This window comes from Kosakonia arachidis (assembly GCF_900116535.1).
GTDB classification, from domain to species: Bacteria; Pseudomonadota; Gammaproteobacteria; order Enterobacterales; family Enterobacteriaceae; genus Kosakonia; species Kosakonia arachidis.
In genome coordinates this window covers 1,041,130-1,063,244 of record NZ_FPAU01000001.1, presented here as the reverse complement: position 1 = coordinate 1,063,244, position 22,115 = coordinate 1,041,130, and the positions used below count along the sequence as shown (strand labels likewise).

22 protein-coding genes and 2 pseudogenes are annotated in these 22,115 nt (G+C 52.3%); 12 read left to right on the top strand and 12 right to left on the bottom strand.

Annotation, left to right across the window (positions count from 1 at the left end):
- The first annotated feature begins 493 nt into the window (after positions 1–493).
- The 5 genes and pseudogenes from yeaG to BM427_RS05120 form a co-directional block, all read left to right on the top strand.
- Positions 494–2,428, top strand: coding sequence for a protein kinase YeaG (gene yeaG / locus BM427_RS05140; RefSeq protein WP_090119787.1), 1,935 nt, complete (start codon positions 494–496; stop codon positions 2,426–2,428).
- 65 nt (positions 2,429–2,493) lie between these two features.
- Positions 2,494–3,777 carry a YeaH/YhbH family protein gene (locus BM427_RS05135; RefSeq protein ID WP_090119785.1) on the top strand — a complete coding sequence of 428 codons (1,284 nt, stop codon included), beginning with the start codon at positions 2,494–2,496 and terminating at the stop codon, positions 3,775–3,777.
- Positions 3,778–4,313: 536 nt separating this feature from the next.
- Positions 4,314–4,988 carry a class I SAM-dependent methyltransferase gene (locus tag BM427_RS05130; protein ID WP_090119783.1) on the top strand — a complete coding sequence of 225 codons (675 nt, stop codon included), beginning with the start codon at positions 4,314–4,316 and terminating at the stop codon, positions 4,986–4,988.
- 128 nt (positions 4,989–5,116) lie between these two features.
- Complete coding sequence (locus tag BM427_RS05125) at positions 5,117–5,620, top strand: YbaK/prolyl-tRNA synthetase associated domain-containing protein (protein ID WP_090119781.1); 504 nt, start codon at positions 5,117–5,119, stop codon at positions 5,618–5,620.
- Between the two features lie 114 nt (positions 5,621–5,734).
- A pseudogene (locus BM427_RS05120) lies at positions 5,735–5,956 on the top strand (DUF441 family protein); the annotation flags it as partial.
- On the opposite strand, the pseudogene BM427_RS05115 reads toward BM427_RS05120, so the two are convergent.
- A pseudogene (locus BM427_RS05115) lies at positions 5,939–6,466 on the bottom strand (ABC transporter permease subunit); the annotation flags it as partial. The pseudogenes BM427_RS05120 and BM427_RS05115 overlap by 18 nt on opposite strands.
- A gap of 18 nt (positions 6,467–6,484) precedes the next feature.
- Entirely contained in the window at positions 6,485–7,270 is a 786-nt protein-coding gene (locus BM427_RS05110; RefSeq protein ID WP_090119779.1) for an AraC family transcriptional regulator, read from the bottom strand.
- Positions 7,271–7,369: 99 nt separating this feature from the next.
- Here BM427_RS05110 and BM427_RS05105 point away from each other — a divergent pair, with 99 nt between their 5' ends.
- Complete coding sequence (locus BM427_RS05105; protein ID WP_090119778.1) at positions 7,370–8,557, top strand: CynX/NimT family MFS transporter; 1,188 nt, start codon at positions 7,370–7,372, stop codon at positions 8,555–8,557.
- 41 nt (positions 8,558–8,598) lie between these two features.
- Here BM427_RS05105 and BM427_RS05100 read toward each other — a convergent pair whose 3' ends face one another.
- On the bottom strand, positions 8,599–9,306 hold the full coding sequence (locus BM427_RS05100; protein WP_090119776.1) for a CTP synthase C-terminal region-related (seleno)protein: 708 nt from the start codon (positions 9,304–9,306) through the stop codon (positions 8,599–8,601).
- 156 nt (positions 9,307–9,462) lie between these two features.
- Here BM427_RS05100 and BM427_RS05095 point away from each other — a divergent pair, with 156 nt between their 5' ends.
- Both BM427_RS05095 and BM427_RS05090 read left to right on the top strand, forming a co-directional pair.
- The gene (locus BM427_RS05095; RefSeq protein WP_244316589.1) at positions 9,463–9,963 is read left to right on the top strand and encodes a 2-thiouracil desulfurase family protein; all 501 of its coding nucleotides are present in this window, start codon (positions 9,463–9,465) and stop codon (positions 9,961–9,963) included.
- Positions 9,960–10,307, top strand: coding sequence for a DUF488 domain-containing protein (locus BM427_RS05090; protein ID WP_090119772.1), 348 nt, complete (start codon positions 9,960–9,962; stop codon positions 10,305–10,307). The genes BM427_RS05095 and BM427_RS05090 overlap by 4 nt, the downstream gene beginning before the upstream one ends.
- Here BM427_RS05090 and BM427_RS05085 read toward each other — a convergent pair.
- Complete coding sequence (locus BM427_RS05085) at positions 10,304–10,609, bottom strand: hypothetical protein (protein ID WP_090119770.1); 306 nt, start codon at positions 10,607–10,609, stop codon at positions 10,304–10,306. The two genes, BM427_RS05090 and BM427_RS05085, sit on opposite strands and share 4 nt — an antisense overlap.
- A 75-nt stretch (positions 10,610–10,684) precedes the next feature.
- Positions 10,685–10,930, bottom strand: coding sequence for a putative hemolysin (locus BM427_RS05080; RefSeq protein ID WP_090119769.1), 246 nt, complete (start codon positions 10,928–10,930; stop codon positions 10,685–10,687).
- A 599-nt stretch (positions 10,931–11,529) separates the two neighbouring features.
- On the opposite strand from BM427_RS05080, the gene BM427_RS05075 reads away from it, so the two are divergent.
- Positions 11,530–13,359, top strand: coding sequence for a sensor domain-containing diguanylate cyclase (locus BM427_RS05075; protein WP_090119767.1), 1,830 nt, complete (start codon positions 11,530–11,532; stop codon positions 13,357–13,359).
- A 438-nt stretch (positions 13,360–13,797) separates the two neighbouring features.
- Here the strand turns inward: BM427_RS05075 and BM427_RS05070 are convergent, their stop codons facing one another.
- A complete protein-coding gene (locus BM427_RS05070; RefSeq protein ID WP_090119766.1) occupies positions 13,798–14,052 on the bottom strand; it encodes a hypothetical protein in 255 nt (84 codons plus the stop codon).
- A gap of 445 nt (positions 14,053–14,497) precedes the next feature.
- On the opposite strand from BM427_RS05070, the gene BM427_RS05065 reads away from it, so the two are divergent.
- Positions 14,498–16,042: a methyl-accepting chemotaxis protein gene (locus BM427_RS05065; RefSeq protein WP_090119764.1), complete on the top strand. Its 1,545-nt coding sequence runs from the start codon at positions 14,498–14,500 to the stop codon at positions 16,040–16,042.
- Between the two features lie 87 nt (positions 16,043–16,129).
- Positions 16,130–16,441 carry a PTS sugar transporter subunit IIB gene (locus BM427_RS05060; RefSeq protein WP_090119762.1) on the top strand — a complete coding sequence of 104 codons (312 nt, stop codon included), beginning with the start codon at positions 16,130–16,132 and terminating at the stop codon, positions 16,439–16,441.
- A 59-nt stretch (positions 16,442–16,500) separates the two neighbouring features.
- Here the strand turns inward: BM427_RS05060 and leuE are convergent, their stop codons facing one another.
- Positions 16,501–17,139: a leucine efflux protein LeuE gene (gene leuE, locus BM427_RS05055; RefSeq protein ID WP_090119761.1), complete on the bottom strand. Its 639-nt coding sequence runs from the start codon at positions 17,137–17,139 to the stop codon at positions 16,501–16,503.
- 390 nt (positions 17,140–17,529) lie between these two features.
- On the opposite strand from leuE, the gene BM427_RS05050 reads away from it, so the two are divergent.
- Positions 17,530–17,769, top strand: a complete 240-nt coding sequence (locus BM427_RS05050) for a DinI family protein (RefSeq protein ID WP_090119760.1) — start codon at positions 17,530–17,532, stop codon at positions 17,767–17,769.
- 160 nt (positions 17,770–17,929) lie between these two features.
- Here the strand turns inward: BM427_RS05050 and BM427_RS05045 are convergent, their stop codons facing one another.
- Genes BM427_RS05045 through BM427_RS05025 form a run of 5 tightly spaced genes read right to left on the bottom strand, consistent with a single transcriptional unit; the run spans position 17,930 to position 22,071 of the window.
- The gene (locus BM427_RS05045) at positions 17,930–18,772 is read right to left on the bottom strand and encodes a VOC family protein (RefSeq protein WP_090119758.1); all 843 of its coding nucleotides are present in this window, start codon (positions 18,770–18,772) and stop codon (positions 17,930–17,932) included.
- A gap of 33 nt (positions 18,773–18,805) precedes the next feature.
- Entirely contained in the window at positions 18,806–19,525 is a 720-nt protein-coding gene (locus BM427_RS05040) for an ABC transporter ATP-binding protein (RefSeq protein ID WP_090119756.1), read from the bottom strand.
- Complete coding sequence (locus tag BM427_RS05035; RefSeq protein WP_090119755.1) at positions 19,522–20,301, bottom strand: ABC transporter ATP-binding protein; 780 nt, start codon at positions 20,299–20,301, stop codon at positions 19,522–19,524. The genes BM427_RS05040 and BM427_RS05035 overlap by 4 nt, the downstream gene beginning before the upstream one ends.
- Positions 20,298–21,185 carry a branched-chain amino acid ABC transporter permease gene (locus BM427_RS05030; RefSeq protein WP_090119753.1) on the bottom strand — a complete coding sequence of 296 codons (888 nt, stop codon included), beginning with the start codon at positions 21,183–21,185 and terminating at the stop codon, positions 20,298–20,300. The genes BM427_RS05035 and BM427_RS05030 overlap by 4 nt, the downstream gene beginning before the upstream one ends.
- Positions 21,178–22,071 (bottom strand): branched-chain amino acid ABC transporter permease, encoded by an 894-nt coding sequence (locus BM427_RS05025; RefSeq protein ID WP_090119751.1) that lies wholly within the window; start codon positions 22,069–22,071, stop codon positions 21,178–21,180. The genes BM427_RS05030 and BM427_RS05025 overlap by 8 nt, the downstream gene beginning before the upstream one ends.
- Between the last annotated feature and the right edge of the window lie 44 nt (positions 22,072–22,115).

Here is a 22,115-nt window from a genome sequence, read left to right as displayed (position 1 = left end):
TCGCACAGACGATATGGCATTCAAAGGCTCCTGGCGTTATCGCCCGGAGCTTTTTTTCGTCTTAACAACGAAAGAACCGCACTCTGTCATCATCGTTTAACACATCTCACGTAGTTAATATTGTCGCTCATCTTTGTACTGCGACGAAGTGACCATGACGGCGTCACTTTTTCTATACTTGCGATTCCGCACATCCTGTAAAAATTTACCAACATTCGCCCAGTGCGGAATGTTGGAACTTTTCAACAAAAAACCCAATTAAATACATTAAAAAATCCGAAAAAACAGGATAAGACGGGAATTTAATCCAAAATATGATTAAAAAACGTCCTCCAGGCCTCTGAATCTTCGCCAGCGATAACTTGATCAAAGACAGATACACGCTCATAACAGATAGGACGGAGCATATTTTTTATCCCGTTGGTTTGCGACGCTAAAAGTGGAAAAACTGATAGCTGTACTGTTCCCACAGATTACGAAAGGACGGCATGCCATGAATATATTCGATCACTACCGCCAGCGTTATGAAGCTGCCAAGGACGAAGAGTTCACTCTGCAGGAGTTTCTTGCCATCTGTAAGCAAGATCGCAGTGCCTATGCTAACGCAGCAGAAAGACTGCTGATGGCCATAGGGGAACCTGTGATGGTAGACACCGCCCTGGAGCCACGGCTTTCCCGTCTCTTTTCGAACCGGGTCATTGGACGTTACCCGGCGTTTGAAGAATTCTATGGCATGGAAGAGGCAATAGAACAGATTGTCTCCTACCTCAAACATGCCGCTCAGGGTCTTGAAGAGAAGAAACAGATTCTCTATTTACTCGGTCCGGTGGGCGGCGGGAAATCGTCGCTGGCTGAACGGCTGAAATCCTTAATGCAGCGGGTGCCGATTTACGTGCTGAGTGCCAATGGCGAACGCAGCCCGGTAAACGACCACCCTTTGTGCCTGTTTAACCCGCAGGAAGATGCGCAGATCCTTGAGAAAGAGTACAACGTTCCGCGTCGCTATCTCGGCACCATTATGTCGCCGTGGGCAGCCAAACGTCTGCACGAATTCGGCGGCGACATCAGCAAATTCCGCGTGGTCAAAGTGTGGCCATCGGTTCTGGAACAGATCGCTATCGCCAAAACCGAACCGGGAGATGAAAACAACCAGGACATCTCCGCGCTGGTGGGTAAAGTGGATATCCGCAAGCTGGAAAACCACGCGCAAAACGATCCAGATGCTTACGGTTATTCCGGTGCGCTGTGCCGGGCAAACCAGGGGATCATGGAGTTCGTCGAAATGTTTAAAGCGCCGATCAAGGTGCTGCACCCACTGTTGACGGCCACGCAGGAGGGGAACTATAACGGTACGGAGGGTATCTCCGCCCTGCCATTTAACGGCATTATCCTCGCCCACTCGAACGAATCGGAATGGGTGCAGTTCCGTAACAACAAAAACAATGAAGCGTTTCTTGACCGTGTCTACATCGTCAAAGTGCCTTATTGCCTGCGCATCTCGGAAGAGATGAAAATTTACGAAAAACTGCTCAATCACAGTGAGCTGTCCCATGCGCCATGCGCGCCGGGTACACTGGAAACACTGGCGCGTTTCTCGATTCTGTCACGTCTGAAAGAGCCGGAAAACTCGAGCATCTACTCGAAAATGCGGGTCTACGATGGTGAAAGCCTGAAAGATACCGATCCGAAAGCTAAATCATACCAGGAGTACCGCGATTATGCCGGTGTTGATGAAGGCATGAACGGTCTGTCGACGCGTTTCGCCTTTAAAATCCTCTCCCGCGTGTTTAACTTCGATCATGTGGAAGTGGCGGCTAACCCGGTACATCTGTTCTACGTGCTGGAACAGCAAATTGAGCGCGAACAGTTCCCGCAAGAGCTTGCAGAACGTTATCTGGAATTCCTGAAAGGCTATCTGATCCCGAAATACGCCGAGTTTATCGGCAAAGAGATCCAGACAGCGTACCTGGAATCCTACTCCGAATACGGGCAGAACATTTTCGACCGTTATGTCACTTATGCGGATTTCTGGATCCAGGATCAGGAGTATCGGGACCCGGATACCGGCCAGTTGTTTGACCGTGAATCCCTGAACGCAGAACTGGAAAAAATCGAGAAACCGGCCGGGATCAGCAACCCGAAAGATTTCCGTAACGAAATCGTCAATTTTGTGCTGCGTGCCCGTGCCAACAATAACGGCCGCAACCCGAACTGGACCAGTTACGAAAAACTGCGTACGGTCATCGAGAAGAAAATGTTCTCGAACACCGAAGAGCTTTTACCGGTCATTTCGTTTAATGCCAAAACCTCAACCGACGAGCAGAAAAAGCATGACGACTTTGTCGATCGTATGATGGAAAAAGGCTACACCCGCAAGCAGGTTCGACTGCTCTGCGAATGGTATCTGCGTGTTCGTAAATCATCATAACAACAATCGGGCCGCGCCCTGCGCGCGGTCCGTTGCAAAGTTGGCATACGCAGCGGGAGGCACTAATGACCTGGTTCATTGACCGACGTCTGAACGGCAAAAACAAAAGCACGGTTAACCGCCAGCGATTTTTGCGCCGTTATAAAGCACAAATAAAACAGTCAATTTCCGAAGCAATTAACAAACGCTCGGTGACTGACGTGGAGAACGGCGAGTCTGTCTCCATCCCAACGGAAGATATCAGCGAACCGATGTTTCATCAGGGGCGCGGTGGCTTACGTCATCGCGTGCATCCAGGAAATGATCATTTTGTGCAAAACGACCGTATCGAACGCCCGCAAGGCGGCGGTGGCGGTACCGGTAGCGGCCAGGGCGAAGCCAGCCCTGACGGCGAAGGCCAGGATGAATTCGTTTTCCAGATCTCCAAAGATGAGTACCTCGATCTGTTATTTGAGGACCTGGCGCTACCAAACCTGAAACAAAACCAGCAACGGCAGCTTAATGAGTTTAAAACGCACCGCGCTGGCTTCACTTCCAACGGTGTACCGGCAAATATCAGCGTCGTGCGATCGCTGCAAAATTCGCTTGCCCGCCGAACCGCGATGACTGCTGGTAAACGCCGTGAATTGCGTGAACTGGAAAGCTGTCTCGAAACGGTAGAGAAAAGCGAACCGGCGCAGTTACTTGAAGAGGAGCGTTTACGTAAAGAGATTGCGGAACTGCGTGCAAAAATCGAGCGTGTACCGTTTATCGACACCTTTGATCTACGCTACAAAAACTACGAAAAACGCCCGGAACCTTCCAGTCAGGCAGTAATGTTTTGCCTGATGGATGTCTCCGGCTCAATGGATCAGGCTACCAAAGATATGGCCAAACGTTTTTACATTCTGCTCTATCTCTTCCTGAGCCGAACCTATAAAAACGTGGAAGTGGTCTATATCCGCCATCATACGCAGGCAAAAGAAGTGGACGAACATGAATTCTTCTACTCGCAGGAAACGGGCGGTACTATTGTTTCCAGCGCCCTGAAACTGATGGATGAAGTGGTAAAGGAGCGTTACGATCCGGCGCAGTGGAATATCTATGCCGCGCAGGCCTCCGATGGCGATAACTGGGCGGACGACTCACCGCTGTGTCACGAAATCCTGGCGAAAAAAATTCTGCCAGTGGTACGTTACTACAGCTACATTGAGATCACCCGACGGGCGCACCAAACGCTGTGGCGCGAGTATGAACATCTGCAAACAATGTTCGATAACTTCGCCATCCAACATATCCGCGATCAGGAAGATATTTACCCGGTATTCCGGGAACTGTTTCATAAACAAACGACAACATCAGGGAATTAATATATAAATCAGCCAGTTAATTTTATTTCTCTGGCTGATTTTCTTCATTTTATGCACGCATAAATATCAAATTAGTTCAAAAAGTTAATCCTGGTTTTGCGGAGTACATTTTCTGATGGTTACAGCCATACCGTGTCTGGGTATGGAGGTTCAACGTCTCTCGTGCCGACCAAATAATCCTAGAGAAACCAAACCATGGTGGTTGGTTTGTATGCCTGCGACTCTCCGAAGGTAAAACCTTAACTGATTCTACTTATTAGCGCCGTTAAAAATGGGGGGATTACAGATTCAATATTATTCGTAGTTAAACAGCATTAAAATCCACTATTGGGGGAATACTTCTTTGTGGTTTTAATTGCATTTCTTAAGCATCTGATTGTCCCACTCCACCGCTTGCGCAGAGCTAATCCACGAATTGCCCTACAAAAATGCGGCTATTTCCCCCCTTGTGAGCAAAGAAATGTGGCACATTTTACGCACGACTAATCGTGGCGTTCTCTTTCGTCGCGAAAGACAAATTGACAGGACCCCTACGCATGATCGACCTCGAGGACTTAAAAGTATTTGTACAAGATCCTGAAATAAAAGGGATGATTGATACCGTCTGGAATAATCTGGGTGAAGCTTTCGTGCAAACGCAGGCCATCCTGCCTGCTGAAAAAGCGATGCCGCGCCGGGAACTCTCTTTTCACGACCACGTTAAACTGCTCGGTTATCTTTGCTGGTTGGTGAATAATGCAAACGCCGCTGGCGACATTATTGAAATCGGCGTCTGGAAGGGCAAATCAAGCGCGTTAATGAATGCGCTTTGTCAGGGCAAACGCCGCATTATCAGTATCGACCCGATGGAATTGACGAACCAGCCTCTGGAGCTGGGTTTCTACCACGAGCATATTTTCCCGGAAGTTACGCTGATACGTGGTTATTCACAGCACAGTATTGAACGGGTAATGGCGCTGGAGCCGAAAACCATTCTGCTGCATATTGACGGTGGTCACCTGAAAGAGCACGTTCTTACGGATTTTCTGCTGTATGCACCAACCGTGGTCAGCGGCGGATTTATCGTGTTCGATGATTATCGTGACTTCATCTACTCTCCGGAAGTCGGACCCGCAGTTGACCTGCTGCGCGCAGGCGGCTTCTTTAACGGATTCGACGTTATTGGTAGCGTTCCGGGCTTTGAAAACAGCTACCTTCTGCAAAAGAAATAAACAGTACACACAAAGCGTTGTTTGTAGTGCTTGTATTTTTTCGCCGCCTTTCGGGCGGCTTTTTTTATTCTCATCGCCTCCCGAGTGGATTATGCTGCCACTCTCACTGTTTGTTATCGAGAGAGAACATGTCTGAAATTGCCAACCGCGACGTCCATCAATATCTGTTGACCCTGCTTGAACAGCAACAAGCGCGTTTTCACGTGGTCGAACACGACGCCGTCGGCAAATGCGAGGCGGTCAGTGAAATTCGTGGCACCGCTCTGGGCCAGGGTGCTAAGGCGTTGGTTTGCAAAATTAAAGGTAACGGCGTGAAAAAGCATGTTCTGGCAATCCTGGCCGCCGACCTGCAAGCCGATCTCAGCCGTCTGGCGCATCATTTTGGTGGTCAGAAAGCCTCACTGGCGAGCCCGCTGGAAGTGGAGCATCTCACCGCCTGCGTCTTCGGCGCTATTCCGCCGTTTAGTTTTCATCCGGATCTGCACCTGGTGGCCGACCCGGTACTGTTTCAGCGCTTTGACGATATCGCCTTCAATGCCGGTCTGCTGGAAAAATCAGTGATTATGGATACCCAGGATTATCTGCGCATTGCGCAGCCGGAAATTGTCGATTTCCGCCGTCTGTCCGCATAATGGGCCGCTTACCACTCCGAGCGTTCCAGTATTAACCGCTGATCACCAGCACAACGGCCAGTGTCGTAAACAGTGCGATAAGAATATAGAAATCTGATCGCATGATTGCAGGTCATTGCCAGCGGTTCACTGCCGCCATCCAGCCTGTTGCACTCCTTCGTCAACGGGAAGTCGCTGGCCGCCATTGCAGTGGGCATATTTGTCTGCTGGCTCGGTGGGCGCGGCGTGGCATTGTTGCTGGTCGGCACCGTGCTGGGCGTGGCTCTGTGCCGGGGTGCTCCGGTCGGGCCACTGATTGCTGCCGGGCTGGTGTCGCTGCTAATGGGCTGGCAATGAATAACGCCGCTGGTGGCGTTTGACGGCATACTCCAGCGTACTGCACAGCAGGTAGTAGACCGCACCGGTAAAAATAAACAGCGCCGCAGGGTAGACCTGTACCCGGTTATTCACCTGCCCGGCCACGGTGGTCAGTTCCGGCACATTGCCGATAAACGCCAGCAAGGTGTCCTTCAACAGTGCGACCAGTAACCCCAGATACGAGGGGAGCGCGTTGCGTAACACCTGTGGCAGCAGTACCAGCCGCAGGGTTTGCACACTGCTAAATCCGCCGCTCAACGCCGCGTCGTACTGGCCGTCTGGCAACGCGCCCTGCGATGCCAGCGTCGAAAACCACAACCAGAAAATGACGAAGATCAGCGGAATACCGCGAATCAATTCCGCCCACATAAACAGTGCCCTGCGCGGCCAGCCGTGAAAACACCATGCGCAACAGATCAAGACTACGCCGCCGGGAAAGCCCAGTACCGACGCGCCCAAAGTCATCAGCAGCGAGAGCAATACCCCTCCTGTAGAGAGCAGAAAATATTACTCGGTGCCAAGTGCGGCCAGATAACGCCCAGGCGTCTGACCAAGCCCTTTTTTGAACATAGTAATAAATGCGGTGGTTGAGTCGTACCCCAGCGTCTGGGCGGCTTGCTGTACGGACTGGCCGCTAATCAGCAGCTGCAGGGCAAGGATCAATTGCATCTGATGCCGCCAACGGCGAAAACTGAGGCCCGTCTCCCGGACCACTAGCCGTGCCAGGTTACGCTCGCTCATGGCGAACACCTGCGCCCACTGCACCAGCGTTTGTCGTTCAGCCGGGCTGGCCTCCATATGATTGATCATCTGGCGGATCTTCGGATGCGCGGAAACAGGAAGCTGCAACTGCATCTGCGGTTGAGCCGGCAATTCATCAAACAGCACTTGCACTAGCCGCTGCGTAGCTGGCTGGCGTTGCTGTGATGGCGTTCTTGCCGCAAGTGCCATAATCAGCTCGCGCACCAGCGGCGAGATCTTCAGAGTACAGCAATGCTCTGGCATCACCACTGACCAGGGTTCGATAAATAAAAAGCAGAGCTGCGCGTTGGGTGTTGCGTGATTGCTGTGCGACACCATCCCTGGCAGCCACATAGCATGGTGCGGCGGCACCATCCAGCGCGCATGTTCAACTTCGCAGGTGATAGCGCCTTTCAGCGCCAGAATCAGTTGCCCCTTGCGGTGATAATGCGCGGAAATGCGCTGCTCTTCTGCCGCAACGGTGACACGAAAAGCCACCGCCGCTTCCTGCTGACTATCGGGATCGTAGCCGCCCAGTCCGAGTCCGTGCATTAAATTGTCCGAATTTAGCGATAAACTGTCATTTTAGCTGGATTAAAAGCGAAGAAAAAACCGCTATCGTAACGCTCTGTTGTTTATCAAGAGAATCCAATGACCACTCGCCTTTCTCCCCGTAGGCAGCAAAAAGTGCTGCTGATTGCCGGTATCCTGATGATTGCGACCACGTTACGCGTCACGTTTACCGGCGCGGCACCGTTGCTCGATGCCATTCGTGCAGAATATGGTTTAAGTACCGCACAAACCGGCATGCTTACCACGCTGCCGCTATTGGCATTTGCGCTGATCTCTCCGCTGGCAGCCAGTATCGCCCGCCGTTTGGGTATGGAAAGCAGCCTGTTTGCCGCTATGGTGCTGATTTGTCTTGGCATCGCCATCCGATCCCTGCCATCCTCCACACTGCTGTTTGTTGGCACGGCGGTGATGGGTTGTGGTATCGCACTCGGCAATGTGCTGTTGCCGGGTATGCTGAAGCGTGACTTCGCCGGGCATGTAGCGAAACTGACCGGTGCCTACTCCCTGACGATGGGCGCGTCTGCAGCGCTCGGCTCCGCGTTGGTGGTCCCGCTGGCGCAGAGCGGTGCGGGCTGGCACGGAGCATTGCTGATGCTGATGGTGTTTCCGCTGCTCGCGCTGCTGCTGTGGCTGCCTCATCTGCGTCGTGGTGTACCGGCGCAGATCAGCACTTCCAGTGCGCTACACAGCCGGGGGATCTGGCGCTCGGCACTGGCCTGGCAGGTCACGTTGTTCCTCGGCATTAACTCGCTGATTTATTACATCATTATTGGCTGGCTGCCGTCGATTTTGCTGGCTCAGGGTTTTAGTGAAGCACAGGCCGGTTCCCTGCATGGCATTTTGCAACTGGCGACTGCTGCGCCGGGTTTACTGGTGCCGGTTTTCCTGCACCGGCTGAAAGATCAGCGCGGCATCGCCGCTCTGGTGGCCGTTTTGTGCGCGGTGGGTTCGCTGGGATTGTGGTTGCTGCCGACACATGCCGTGCTGTGGACGGTTATTTTTGGTTTTGGCTCCGGCGCAACGATGATCCTCGGTCTCACTTTTATCGGCCTACGCGCCAGTTCCGCACATCAGGCGGCATCCCTCTCCGGTATGGCACAGTCGGTCGGTTACCTGTTGGCAGCCTGCGGCCCGCCGTTGATGGGGAAAATTCACGACACCAGCGGCGACTGGCACCTTCCATTGCTGGCATGTACTGTGCTGGCGGTAATGATGGCAATGTGCGGCGCGTTTGCAGGCCGCCATCGGGAAATTATTGCCCGCTAGACAACACGCCATCCGGCCGGATACCGGATGGCGTGTGAGGCTTATTCGCAAGCAGCGCGCAGCATCGCCTGCACCAGCGGGGAGGGTCGTCCAGCCAGCGCGGCGCGTTCATGCTGGAAAAGCGTGGCGACAAAGAACGGGTGCGTCACCAGTTCCACCGCGCGGATTTCACCCTCTTCATCCCAACCAGTCACGCGCAGATCGCCGTTCTCCAGTTCGCGGGCAAACTCTGCCGAAACGCCAAAGCTGCAACGGTAAGCCTCTTCCACCACATCACGACCATACGCGCGAGAAATCAGCGTATTCGGTCGCAGCTCGATGGTACCGGTTTGATCCACCAGCGCACAGGTCAGCGCGGAGATCACCATGCGCCCTTCGTTTTCCGTTTCGGCATGTGCTGCGTCGCTCCAGCCCAGCACATTACGGGCATATTCGATCACCGCATGCTGGAAACCGCCGCAGGTACCGAGGAACGGCACGGCATTTTCTCGCGCATACTGAATGGCGATAAACGCACCACGGGCATTTTTATAGGGGCTTCCCGGCACTACCCAGATGGCATCGTAACCGACGAGATCTTCGGCACTGTTAATTTCGCTGGTCGGTAACCAGTCGTAATCAGCGGTAATTTCCAGTACGGCAGCGGCGTCATCAATCGCCAGCGGAATCGCCTGATGCGCAACAATGTCATGGCTGTAATCGCCAACCAGTGCGATACGCAGTGTTTTTTTCGGAGGGATGTGATGCATGAATGTGTCCTTATGCCGGGGCAAATAACGAATAACATAAGGAACATCACCTTAGCTGTCTTTTACAGGAATCACAACACCTTAAAATTGAGATCATGTATCACGTTAAAGAATGAAATAATCTCTCGCGCAAGAACAAATTATCAGGAGCCACCCGTGCAGCAAATCCGCATCCTCGTCAGCGCCTGCCTGTTGGGTTTTAAAGTGCGCTACAATGGCCGCGAAAAAGCGGCAATACAGGACACGCTACAGCGCTGGCAGCAGGAAAACCGTTTGGTAATTCACTGCCCGGAGCTGGCTGCCGGATTACCGGTTCCGCGCCCGCCCGCAGAAATTGTGGCTGGCGACGGGGCCGACGTGATGCGCGATCGCGCGCGGATCCTTGAGGATAACGGTCAGGATGTCACCGCGCATTATCAACTGGCCGCCTGGCTGGCACTGAGCGCTGCGCAGCAGGCCGGATGCCGCGCTGCTCTGTTAACAGACGGTAGCCCGACCTGCGGTAGCCAGCATATCTACAATGGGACTTTCAGCGGCATGCAGAAGCCGGGTATGGGTGTCGCCGCCGCACTGCTGGAGCAGCATGGAATTCGCGTTTTTTCCGAGCAACAATTACCGGCACTGATTGCCTGGGTTAAAGAGAGGGAGAAGCAATGATCCACTGTAAACGTGTTTATGACGCCGCCAGCGAGGACGATGGTTACCGGGTGCTGGTCGACAGGCTCTGGCCGCGCGGCGTAAAAAAAGCCGATCTGCATTTTGATGAATGGAACAAAACGCTGGCACCCTCGACGGGGCTGCGCAAAGCCTTTCACGGGGAGGTGCTCGATTTCGCCAGCTTCAGCGAAGCCTACCGCCAGGAGCTGGATGCGCAAAAAACGGCAGGTGTACAGCTTGCGCAACGGGGTAAAAAGGACACCGTTACGCTGTTATACGCGGCGAAAAACGAGGCGCAAAATCATGCCATTGTGCTGGCTGAATGGCTACGCTCGTTGGCTTAGTCGATAACCCGTTCGCGTAGATCCTGCGGTTCGCTGTCAGGTTGCAGCGGCATCAGATGTTCAGCCCGTATAAAAGCGAAGCCCTGCTGACCATCGAAAGCGGTGACATTTCCGGTGACCAGCCACAGCGCACGGCCAGCGTTACGTGGCATCTCCGTGATTACGCCATTAACAGGGTTTAAAAAACGTTCTCCCGGCTGGCACAATCCGAACAGTTCAACGGCTTTACCAATATTGCAGCGACCATTGACAGTCTGGGCACCAATGACTAAAGCCTGGCTGCCCGCTCGTAGCTGAAACATACTTCTCTGACACTCTCGTAACAGTAAACTGAGATTAATCCGAAAAAGAAGTTTACCCTGGGCTACCCACTACTGTCACGAACCGGATTGCTGATGATCGCGACGCCATAGCGCCCATTCATCGATCACCTCTCCGTTCGGCAATTTACACTCGGTGCGCACACCCTGCGGACTCTGAACCGGCACCCGTTGCCCCCCCTTTTGCTGGCAGTACATCGCCGCCGGATTGGCTTTACCGATCTGCGGCGGCAGAGGTGCATCGGGTTTCGGTGCAGAGCAAGCGGTCACGAAAAGCGGCAAAACCCATAAAACATAGCGCATTATTTTTTTCCTTAGGTACAGGCGAAATCACTATTCAGCATAGCCTCAAGCTGGGGCTATCTCCATGATTTCTTCATTATTACTGCACTTTTGGTCATTATAGTGAGTCTCGTTCTCACCCATGACCAGAGAACATCATTCCGTAATCAATGAGTTTTTGCCCCGTCTTCATCAACGGGGCTTTTTTTTATTTTCCCTGCGATTTTCCGCTGCACCGCACCGTGATATATCAAATACCCTGTTTTCATGATTTAATGCCGCGCAATGCGAACGAAGTAAGGTATCCGATAAAAAATAAAGCAAAAAACTTTACTCGTCTCGATAACGTGTATTTACCCACATGGATAGCTTGAGAAAAATCTGATTTTCTTCTATCTCTTATACCATTCATTTCTGGCGAATATAGCCGGTGAAGGAGTTTTCGTGAGAAAGACAACCATCATTATGCTGATTGTGGCAATTGTCGTCGTGGTCGGAACGCAATTGGGCTGGTGGTAATTCCAGACACATTGCTATTTCAGCGCAGAACTCAACCAAACGAATGATGGCGTCATCTGAACAGATTTCTACGGTCTCATTTATTTGGGCAGGAGCTCGCTATGTTCACTGGTCTGAAAAAAAGCGAAAGCAAACGGTTAGCCACTCTGGAGCTGCTGAGCAAGGAGGATAAATCCCGCGATGCGGCACTGGCCGAGTTTGCTCTTCTGGCTTGCGAAGTTATGGGGGTTGAAGGCTGCTTTATCACGACATTTGATGACGTTTTTCAATATATCAAATATGTTAAAAATATACCGATTGATCACGTAAAAATACGTATTGAACAGACCATGTGCCAATATTCTTTGCACAGCGGCCAGATGGTAATAAGTTCTGATACGCGTCTTGATGGTCGATTTAATCATCAGCCGCTGGTAAAAAGCGGCCATATTCTTTTTTATGCCTCAGCGCCAATGATAAATAAAGATGGCGTGATCATGGGTACGCTGTGTGCGAGTCACCCCGAAACCTACGTGCCCACATCCAGCCAGGTTGCCAGCTTTTTACGCGTCGCCACTCTCGCCGCCGCGTATCTTGAATCCTTCTATACCGTCGGATTGGTTGATGCACTGACCGGCCTGCCTAACCGCCAGTTTCTGATGAAAGAGATGGAGCGGCTGAGACATGAAAAAGTGAGCACCCCTTATGGGCTGGTGATTTTTGATTGCATCGAAATGCCGCGCGCTTACGAACTCTCTCGCTATCTTGGCCTGGAAGCGCTGGAGAAACTATTGCGCAGCTTCGGCTCATTGCTACGTTTGCGCCTGAAACTGAAGGAAGAAGTCACGCTTTACGCCTTTACCACCGCGCGTTATGCCGTGCTGGTGGATATTGATTATGCGCTGACGCTGGCAAAACGGGCAGAACGTTTACCCTGTACGCAGGCGAAAGTGGCTGGTGATATCGACATCAACCTGACGCTGCATACGGGCTACGTTAAATTTCTCCCGCAGGAAGATAATGTGCAGGAAGTGGTGCGCCAGGGCATTAGCGCCCTGCATGAGTCGATTCGCCAGGATATTCCGGCGTTGCTGTTTAACCCGATCCTCGACCACAAACGCAATAAAGACTTTAAGCTGCTGCACGATCTCAGTGAAGCCATCAAATCCCCGGATCAGTTGTATATGGTCTATCAGCCGAAGATTTCGCTGTGCTCCGGTAAAACCGAAGGTGTCGAAGCCTTACTGCGCTGGAAACACCCGCAGTTGGGGAATATCTCCCCGGCCGTTATTGTGGAGCTGGCGGAAAAAACCACACTGATGAGCAGTATTACCCAATGGGTGATTAAGACGGTGATCGCACAGTTAAAAAGCTGGAAACTGCAGGGCATTATGCTGCCAGTGTCGATTAACGTTACGGTGAGTGATTTCTCGCGTCCGGGATTTGCCGACCAGTTAGAACGTAACGTGCTCGCTGCGGGTCTTTATACCTCCGATCTGCGTATCGAGTGTCTGGAGACGGAAAAAGTGCTTGAAAGCGATCCGGCGCTGGCGGAACTGGACCGACTGAAACTATTGGGTTTTACCATCCTGCTTGATGATTTCGGCACCGGTTACAGCAATATCAGTTACTTACGCCGAATTCCGATCGACGTTATCAAGCTCGACCGCTCGCTGGTCAGCCAGGTGACCAGCGACACCGGCAGCCGAATTATCGCCCGTAACGTGATTATGATGCTCAAGGAGTTGCAGTACGTGGTGCTGGCCGAGGGGATTGAGGATCTCGAAACTGCTCGCATTCTGGAAGAGTATGGCTGCGATGTCGCACAGGGATATCTCTTTTCACGCCCGCTGTCACCCGATGAGATCCCGGACTGGCTGGCCGACAGTAAACCCTTTCGTTTGCTGACGAAAATCCACACTGCCGAGAATCACCATCAGTACGATGCATAACGCGCAGGTTATTTATCCGGTCAGTTGTAGCAAATGTAGTAAGCAGAAGGCGGAAAAACCTGCTGGAGAGAGGGTGCAAATCTTCAAACTGCGGACAAACATTAAGACAGATTAATGAATCGGGCTGCCACAGCGTCACATTCGCGGCAACAGAGATCTGTTAAACGGAGCACAGCGCCGATGATCATCAAATTTATTAATCTTCCCACAGAAAAATTTGCGTTAGCTCTGAATCCAGTAACCGGTTATAAAGTGCGCAAGTGACGGATATACGCTTTAACAATCTCAAAAAAACATTCGCCGGCAGTTTTGGTGTCGAAACTGCCGCTTTTTATTGCCCTTCCCCAACGTCAACCAGCACATGAAAATAGGTACTCTTTCTCTCTGCAATTAATTCGCTGGAATCAGGATATATCGCATAAGAAACAGTTGATTAATTCAGTGCGTACGCAAAAGCATGCTAATAGCATCGTGTTCAGACAATCCATAGCCTTTCACACAGACCTCCATCGCTTCATTCTGTGTCTGATTAAGCAGCGTCTCATTACCGTTGGTGTGCAGGTTTCCAGAAACGATATCTCCCATCTCAACATCATACTTTCCCAGCAACTCTGCGATAGCGAACTCACCTTTATCATCGCGAATCACAAGAAAGCCAATGCGGTGTTCGTGGTGGACAACAGTACCTTTCATAAGAACAATCCTTTCGCAGTAAGAGAGTTTCAGCGTAGCTGAATCCAGGCCGACAGGAAACGATCTGGCGCGTGTTTGGCACCTCTCAGTACAGCATAGCAACAGGTTTATGATCCCGGCCACAACTCTTATTGGTGGACGTTAGTTTCAGTGGAAACATTCCCCCTTGCAGCTTCCACAATAATAAAAACATCTACATTATATGTGGTTAAACTGGTATCTAAATATACACTTAATTTACTGCTGTGCGCTTTTCAGCTCCTTAAGTGAAACTTATTTTTCATCTCTTAAAAAAGATGATGGCTTAAGTGAAATTATTTTATGCATTATTTTGCCAATACGTAAGCAGCAGAAAAATATGAAGCACACAGCACCCATGCAGTAAATAGACATAAGAAATGTAACATATTTCAGGCTCGTACCCCTTTTCCTGAGAAGGCTCACTATGCGTAACAATGAACCCGTCACACAGCAAGAATACGTTTTCGATAATGATGCCACGTTAATGTCAACGACTGACCCACAAAGCCATATTAATTATGCTAACGACGCGTTTATTCAGGTCAGTGGTTTTTCGCTTGAAGAACTAAAAGGCGAACCTCATAACCTGGTTCGCCATCCCGATATGCCAAAAGAGGCTTTCGCGGATATGTGGAGCACACTGAAACAGGGGGAACCGTGGACGGCGCTGGTAAAAAACCGCCGCCGTAATGGCGATCACTACTGGGTACGCGCTAACGCCATTCCGGTAGTGCGTGAAGGCAGGATCAAGGGTTATATGTCAGTACGTACGCGCCCCGCAGCGGAAGAAATCGCGGCGGCAGAGACGCTGTACCGTGAGTTTCGCAACGGACAAAGCAAAGGCCGACGTTTTCATAAGGGATTAATTATTCGCACCGGTTGGATGGCGTGGCGCTCGCTGTTCGTCACCCTTTCCCTGCGCTGGCGATTACGCTCGGCACTGATTTTCGCGCTGTTATTCAGCCTGACGGCCGCCTGGTTGCATGGATTGACGCCCGGGCAAATGGCGAGTTTCTCGGGTTTCATGACGCTACTGCTGTTGATAATCGATATCTGGCTTGAGCAGCAAATCGTTCGCCCGGTTGAACATCTGCGGCGTCAGGCATTGCAGGTTGCCAGCGGCGAAATACATCAGGTGGAACAACTCAACCGCGTAGATGAAGTGGGAGTGACGCTACGCGCCATCAATCAGCTCGGCCTGATGTTTCGCTGGCTGGTTAACGACGTCAGCGGCCAGGCGGTGACCGTGCTGAAAGCATCAGACGCGATACGGGCAGGAAATGATTCTTTAAGCCGTCAGACTGAACAGGCGGCAGCAAATGTGCAGCAAACGGCCGCCACCATGAACGAAATGACGGCGACGGTAAGAAGTAACCGCGAGACGGCAGCGGAAGTCACCGCCCTTTCACAAGGAACACAGAGCGCGGCGCAGCAAGGTGGACAGGTCATGAACCAGATGATCGAGATGATGTCGGCGATTGCGGACAGTTCGCGGCAAATTGCCAGCATCACCAGCATTATCGACAGTATTGCCTTTCAGACTAATATCCTGGCACTGAACGCCGCGGTAGAAGCTGCACGCGCGGGGGAACAAGGCAAAGGTTTTGCGGTGGTGGCCGGCGAAGTGAGAAACCTGGCAAGCCGCAGCGCCAGCGCGGCCAGCGAAATCAAAGCGTTGATCGAAACCAGTGTGACGAACGTCGATTCCGGTAGTGTGCTGGCCGATAACGCAGGAAAGACGATGAAAGAGATTGTTAGCCAGGTACAGAACGTCACCGCGCTGATTGCACACATCACCGCAGCCACTGCCGAACAGGCGACTGCGCTTGGCGAAATAAGTTTGGCCGTGGAAGATCTGGACAGGATCACCCACCAGAATGCCGAGCGTGTGCAAGAAGGCGCTGAAGCCTCCGGGCGCATGAATCAGCAGGCTATTCGTTTAGCAGAAGCTATTTCGGTGTTTCAGTAACGATATTTCGTCATAAACCTGGAGATTGCGCTCATTTTCTCACCACTGGCGGACATAGTGTGGGGATTCTTCCTGGAGGACAGAACCATGAAAAAGTTACTTATATGTTGTCTTTTCGGCAATACCGCCAATGCACTGGCGAAACGGATGCAAAAGGCAGCCCACGAACATAACTATCCCATGCTGATTAGTGCGGTCGGTATGGATAATTTTGCCAGCGTTGCTCCCGCCTTTGACTGTTTTCTGGTCGCGCCGCACATCCAGTACAAACTCGATGAAATTAAAGCCGCCGTGGGTGATGCGCCTGTCGCGATTATTGAAAGCTATCCTTTCGCGTCAATGGATGGTGAAAAAGTGCTGGAGTTTGTCATGGCGAAAATGCCCGTGCTGACAGAATAAACGCTAAAAAGCCACGTTTGCTGACGTGGCTTTTATTTCTCTATCTTTAGGTTATATCTTCAGGATTGTAACGTTGCCAGACGGGCAGCGAAGCCGACAAAAATTAAACCAATCAGCGAATTTCCCAGACGGGTTAAGCGTTTTTTTGTCTTCACCCATTGTGTCACATACGAACCTGTCACAATCAGGAAGCTGAAATAGCAGAAGCTGATAATCTCCAGCGTGCTGGCGAGAATAAAAAATGACACGCCGGGCCGGGCATAATGGATGTCGATAAATTGCACAAAGAACGAAACATAAAACAGAATCGCTTTCGGGTTAGTCAGGCTTAGCACCAACGAGCGTTTTAAAATATCGCCTTTGGGCGCATTGTCATCGTTTTGCGGCTGCGCTGGCTGGACAAAGGTACTGTAGAGCATTTTCCCGCCAAGCCACAGCAAATAAATCGCGCCGAGATAACGCACGATATTGAACAATACCGGTGTTGTTTTAATCAGCGTGGCGACACCGGCGTACGCGAGAAACATCAGCACAGCATCACCAATAAAAACACCTGCCGCAGCGGTATAACCGTTGCGTAATCCACCCGCGATACTGGTTTTCAGCACAAAAAAGGTGTTCGGCCCGGGCACCAGAATGATAAAAATCGCGCCGATAAAATAGGTCCAGTAACTGATAACGCCAAATTCCGCAAACACACTCACTTCCTTAGAGCTCACGCTACAACCACAATAAAATTCGTGACATATGCTACAAGGGGAGCCGCAGAAACGAAAGCGTTACGGTTATTTCAGCCAAAAGACGCACGCAGCGGGGTGGCTTCCTGTGGGCGATAAACCTGGTGAAGGTCGTTAAATACCACTCGGGAACATATTCAGAAAGCATCAGTCGGGAAAAATAGTCACCCCTGAACCACCTGGCATCCGAGGGTCTTTCACCCATGTCGTGGAGAAATAGCACGAAATAACCTATCGATATCGCGCAAAATACCTACTGCCCTTCCCCTTTCACTTTCACTTTCAATGTTGATTACTGTTTTTTTATACAGTATAAATACTGCGTTATTAATTCACACACAGGAATGGTTAATGTTCGTTGAACTGGTCTATGACAAACGCAATGTTGAAGGGCTTCCCGGTGCCAGGGAAATCATCCTCGATGAACTTACCCGGCGTGTTCACCGTCTGTTTCCTGATGCCGATGTCCGGGTAAAACCCATGCAGGCCAACGGTCTGAACAGTGATGCCAGTAAAAACGACAGGGAAAAGCTGAACCGGATGCTCGAGGAAATGTTTGAAGAAGCGGATATGTGGCTGGTGGCGGAGTAAGGCCGCGCCGCCGTGGATTACACCCTCTGAAATTTGTGCCGAAATCTGCCGGCTGCCAGAAAGTGCAGCCGGGTTGGAAATGTTATGCCTGAAGTACACAAGAGAAGCCGCCAGCAAAGGTTCCCTTTGCGTGCTGGCACCTCTCCCTGGACGCTCCCTTCTACGCTTTTTCCTCAAAACGCATCGCCAGCCACTGCGCCTGCTGCTGCATCACCAACACCTGATGGCCCTGCTCACGCCACTGGATATCGCCCTGGTTAAAGCAGTTTCTGAGCCGCTCCAGTGACGCCACCTGAAAACAGAGCGCCACCATTTTCGCCGGTGCCTGCGCAGCGACAGTCGGTAGCGCGAACTCCTGGCTTGCCTGTTGATGCGTGATAATACGCAGGCAGCAGGTTCCTGAATCAAGCACATAGCCACCGTTGTCCTCTACGCGGGCCTCCGTACTGAATAACTGGCGATACAGCGCCAGTGTCTGTTCAGGCTGAGGCGAGGCAATAACGAACGCGGACAGCGCCTGCACGCCATTAGGGTGTACTTGCCAGGCGGGTTGCCAAACGGCTTGCGGCGTCTGATGTTCGCAGAAAAAACTGAAACCGTATGTCACGGCGCTGGCGCGGATCCGCGAGATACAGAACCGGGCTTCAGCCTGACTGCCGTCCGGCAGTATCACCGGGCGGAAGAAGCGGGTTGGCGGTTCTCCATCGAGTTGGCATTGCTGGAGATGCTGCCATACCGCATGCGCATCCCCGGTTTTCCAGACCAGTCCGGCAAGGCCTGGAGCAACGTTCCATAAACCTCGCGAGTCTGCCTGCCTGGCTGGCTCATAACCTAAAAGTTCCAGATAGTTATCAGCAAATATGGCCAGATGGTTGCTGGAGCCCATCGAATGGTGTCCCCGCGTACTGAGCTGAAATCCCATCCGCTGGAACAGACATTGCGCCTGATCCAGTTCTTCATCGACATTAATCACCGCGTGATCGATAACCGGGGTAATCGGCATGGCGTATTCCTTCTGTTCTTTTTATTGATCCTGTCAGGCGGCACGACCGCCAAAATAGAGCTCGCGCATACGGGGGTCGTCCAGCAGATCCCGCGCACTCCCCTCCATCGCCACTTTCCCCAGCGCCAGCACATAAGCCCGGTCAGAAATGTGCAGTGCCTCCATGGCATTCTGCTCGACCATCAAAATGGTCACTTTCTCCTGGCGGCGAATGGTTTGTATGGCGCTAAACACTTCCGTCAGCATTTTCGGCGACAGCCCGGCAGACGGTTCATCAAGCAGCAGTACGGCGGGTTCGGGCATCAGTGCGCGGGCCAGCGCGAGAATTTGTCTCTCGCCGCCGGAAAGCGCGGACGCGGGTGATTGCCACTTTTTATGTAACACCGGATAATGTTCCGCCAGTTGCGCCATCCGCTGCTTACGCTGGCCGGGCGGTAAAAACTGCCCTCCGGTTTGCAGATTTTCTGCCACAGTCAGATTGTTGAAGACGTTGTCCAGTTGTGGGACAAAACCGAGTGCGCATTCACGGATTTTCCGGTGCACCGGAATTTTTGCCGTTTCCCGGCCATCGATTTCAACCCGTCCTGTGCGCGGGGAGACAAAACCAGCAATCGATTTCAGCAAGGTGGATTTGCCGCAGCCATTTGGCCCCAGTAGTGTCACGATTTCCGCCTGCTCAACGTGCAATGAAATACCATGCAGAATATCAATCCCCGGGGTATAACCGGCGACCACGTTTTCGAGGGTAATCATACGGCCTCCTGCAATGTTGTGGTGCTGTGCCCAAGGTAGGCTTCCAGCACCTGCTGGTTCTGCGCCAGTTCGTCCGGGCGGCAACTGGCGACAATCTGCCCGCGATCCAGCACAATGCAGCGCTGGCACAAGGTGTTGATAAAGTGCATATCGTGTTCAATGACCAAAAGTGAAATACCCTGACGACTCAGGTTGACCAACGTTTCTACCAGCTCCTGGCGTAATTTCGGATGCACACCGGCCATGGGTTCATCCAGCATCAGAAGCGTCGGTTTGCCCATCAGTGCACAAGCAATGCCCAGTAATTTTTTCTGTCCGCCGGAAAGCGCCGCAGCAGGTAGATCTTTAACTTTGGTTAGCAATAAGATATCCAGCAATTCGCTGGCGCGGGCTCTGTCTTCCTGTTCAGCTTTACGCCCGGAGGACAGGCCCAGCAGACCGTTGAATAACCCGTGATGACGAGTACCCGCCGTCATCACAACTTCCATAACGCTCATCTTTTCCGGCATAACGGGGAGCTGGAAGGTACGCGCAATGCCCGCCTGGATGATCCGGTGGCTTGGCTGACAAGCAATGGAGCGACCATCAAATGTGATGCTGCCGCCATCTGGTCGGGTAAACCCGGAAATGGTGTTGAGCAGCGTGCTTTTACCGGAACCATTCGGCCCCAGCAGACCAAGAATTTCGCCCTTTTCCAGCGTAAATGACACGGATGTCAGTACCTGGTTGCCACCAAAGGCTTTGCTGACATCAGCCACTTCAAGCAAACGGCTCATGATAAAGTCCTTAATTTTTCCGGTAACAGGCCCCCCGGCCGGGTGAGCAGACACAGTAATAGAGCCAGACCAACCAACCCCAGGCGCAGAGCGCCAGTCAGATCTGAACTGATATGGAAATAGTCTTTTGCGAAGGGGATAAAGTTATACAGCGCTTCCACCAGCAACACGCCCAACAGCACACCGCGCACATTGCCAATACCGCCGATCATCACCATGCTCCAGATAAGAAAGGTTTCCGAAGAGAGCAAATAATCCGGGCTGACATAGTCGGTGTACCAGGCCAGTAACATGCCGGCCAGACAGCACATCACCGCGCTACTCATTAACGCGCGGCATTTCAGCCACGGCAGCGCATAGCCCATGCAGATCGCTAATTGAGGTTGCTCACGCATCAGCCGCAGCGCCCGGCCAAACCGGCTGGCACCGATCCGCAGGCTGACGAGCGTGGCGACGATAACGCTGAGCAGAATAATGACCGCGAAGATACGCGTATCAGTGACCGTATCGCCAGTTGACCAGGGCGCGGACAGCCCGCCAATCCCCTGCGCGCCGCCCGTCAGACGGTCTTCATTGACGACCGCAATACGGATGATTTCAGCCAGCGCCAGCGTGGCAATGCCCCAGTAATCAGCCGTGAGCTGACGGCCCAGCAACGTCATTAACGCGCTGATAACAAGGGCACACAGTAATCCGGCCGGGATCACCAGCCACAGCGGTAACCCCAAATTGCTTCCCAGACCGATGGCATAAGCGCCAGTGCCGACAAACACGATATGACCGAAATTCAGTAAACCGGCGTAACCTGCCTGTAAATTCAGAGCAAGCGCAACAATGGCATATATCCCGGCAAGGCAAAGGATATGCAGTAAAAACTCAGACACGGCGAACCTCCCGGTTAAACAGGCCATAAGGACGCAGTAACAGCGCCAGCAGCAGAATCACAAAAGATGAGGCATTCACCCAGGTCACCGGGATAAACAATAAGTCGCCGCCGAACAGCCAGCTCCAGTCGATGTTGGTAACGAGGGTTTCGGTTGCCGCGATAAGGAGCGCGCCAAAAATGGCGCCCATTGGGTTTCCCAGCCCGCCGAGAATGGCGGCAGCGAGTACCGGCAACATCAGATCATTGCCCTGGTTAACCCATGCGCTGGCGTTCATCGCCAGCATGCTGCCGCCCACGGCGGCCAGCATTCCGGCCACCAGATTGACGGTGTGGATAATGGCGCTGGCATTTAACCCGGAGGCTGCTGCCAGATCCCGGTTACTGGCCAGCGCACGGATAGCGCGGCCTTGTGGCGTGCGAAACAGCAGCAGACTGAACATCACTACCAGAGAAATCGTGACGCCAAGACTCCAGAGCTCGTCGGAGGAGATGCGGGTGTCACCAACTTGCACGAGTGCGCCAACTGGCAGGGAATAATTCACCGGGGCCGATCCTTCAACCCCGAGAACCAGAGCAATCAGCACCATCGATACCGCCAACGAGCCAATCATGGCGTTAGCGGTGCCGCTTTTCAGCAGCGGCTGGTACACCCAGTGATGCAACATCATGGACAGCATGCCGCAGACCATTGCCGAAAACACGATTGCCAGAGACAACGGCATGCCAAGATGAAGCCCGGCAGCGGTAATAAATGAACCGACCATGGCATATTGCATATGGGCGATGTTGGCGAACCGTACCAGCCCGTATACCAGGCTTAATCCCAGCGCGACCAGCGACAAATCCGCAGTGCGAATCAATGTATCAATCAAAAACTGCAGCATGGTTTTTCCCCGATGATGTAGCGTGAACTGGCAAGATAAAGCGA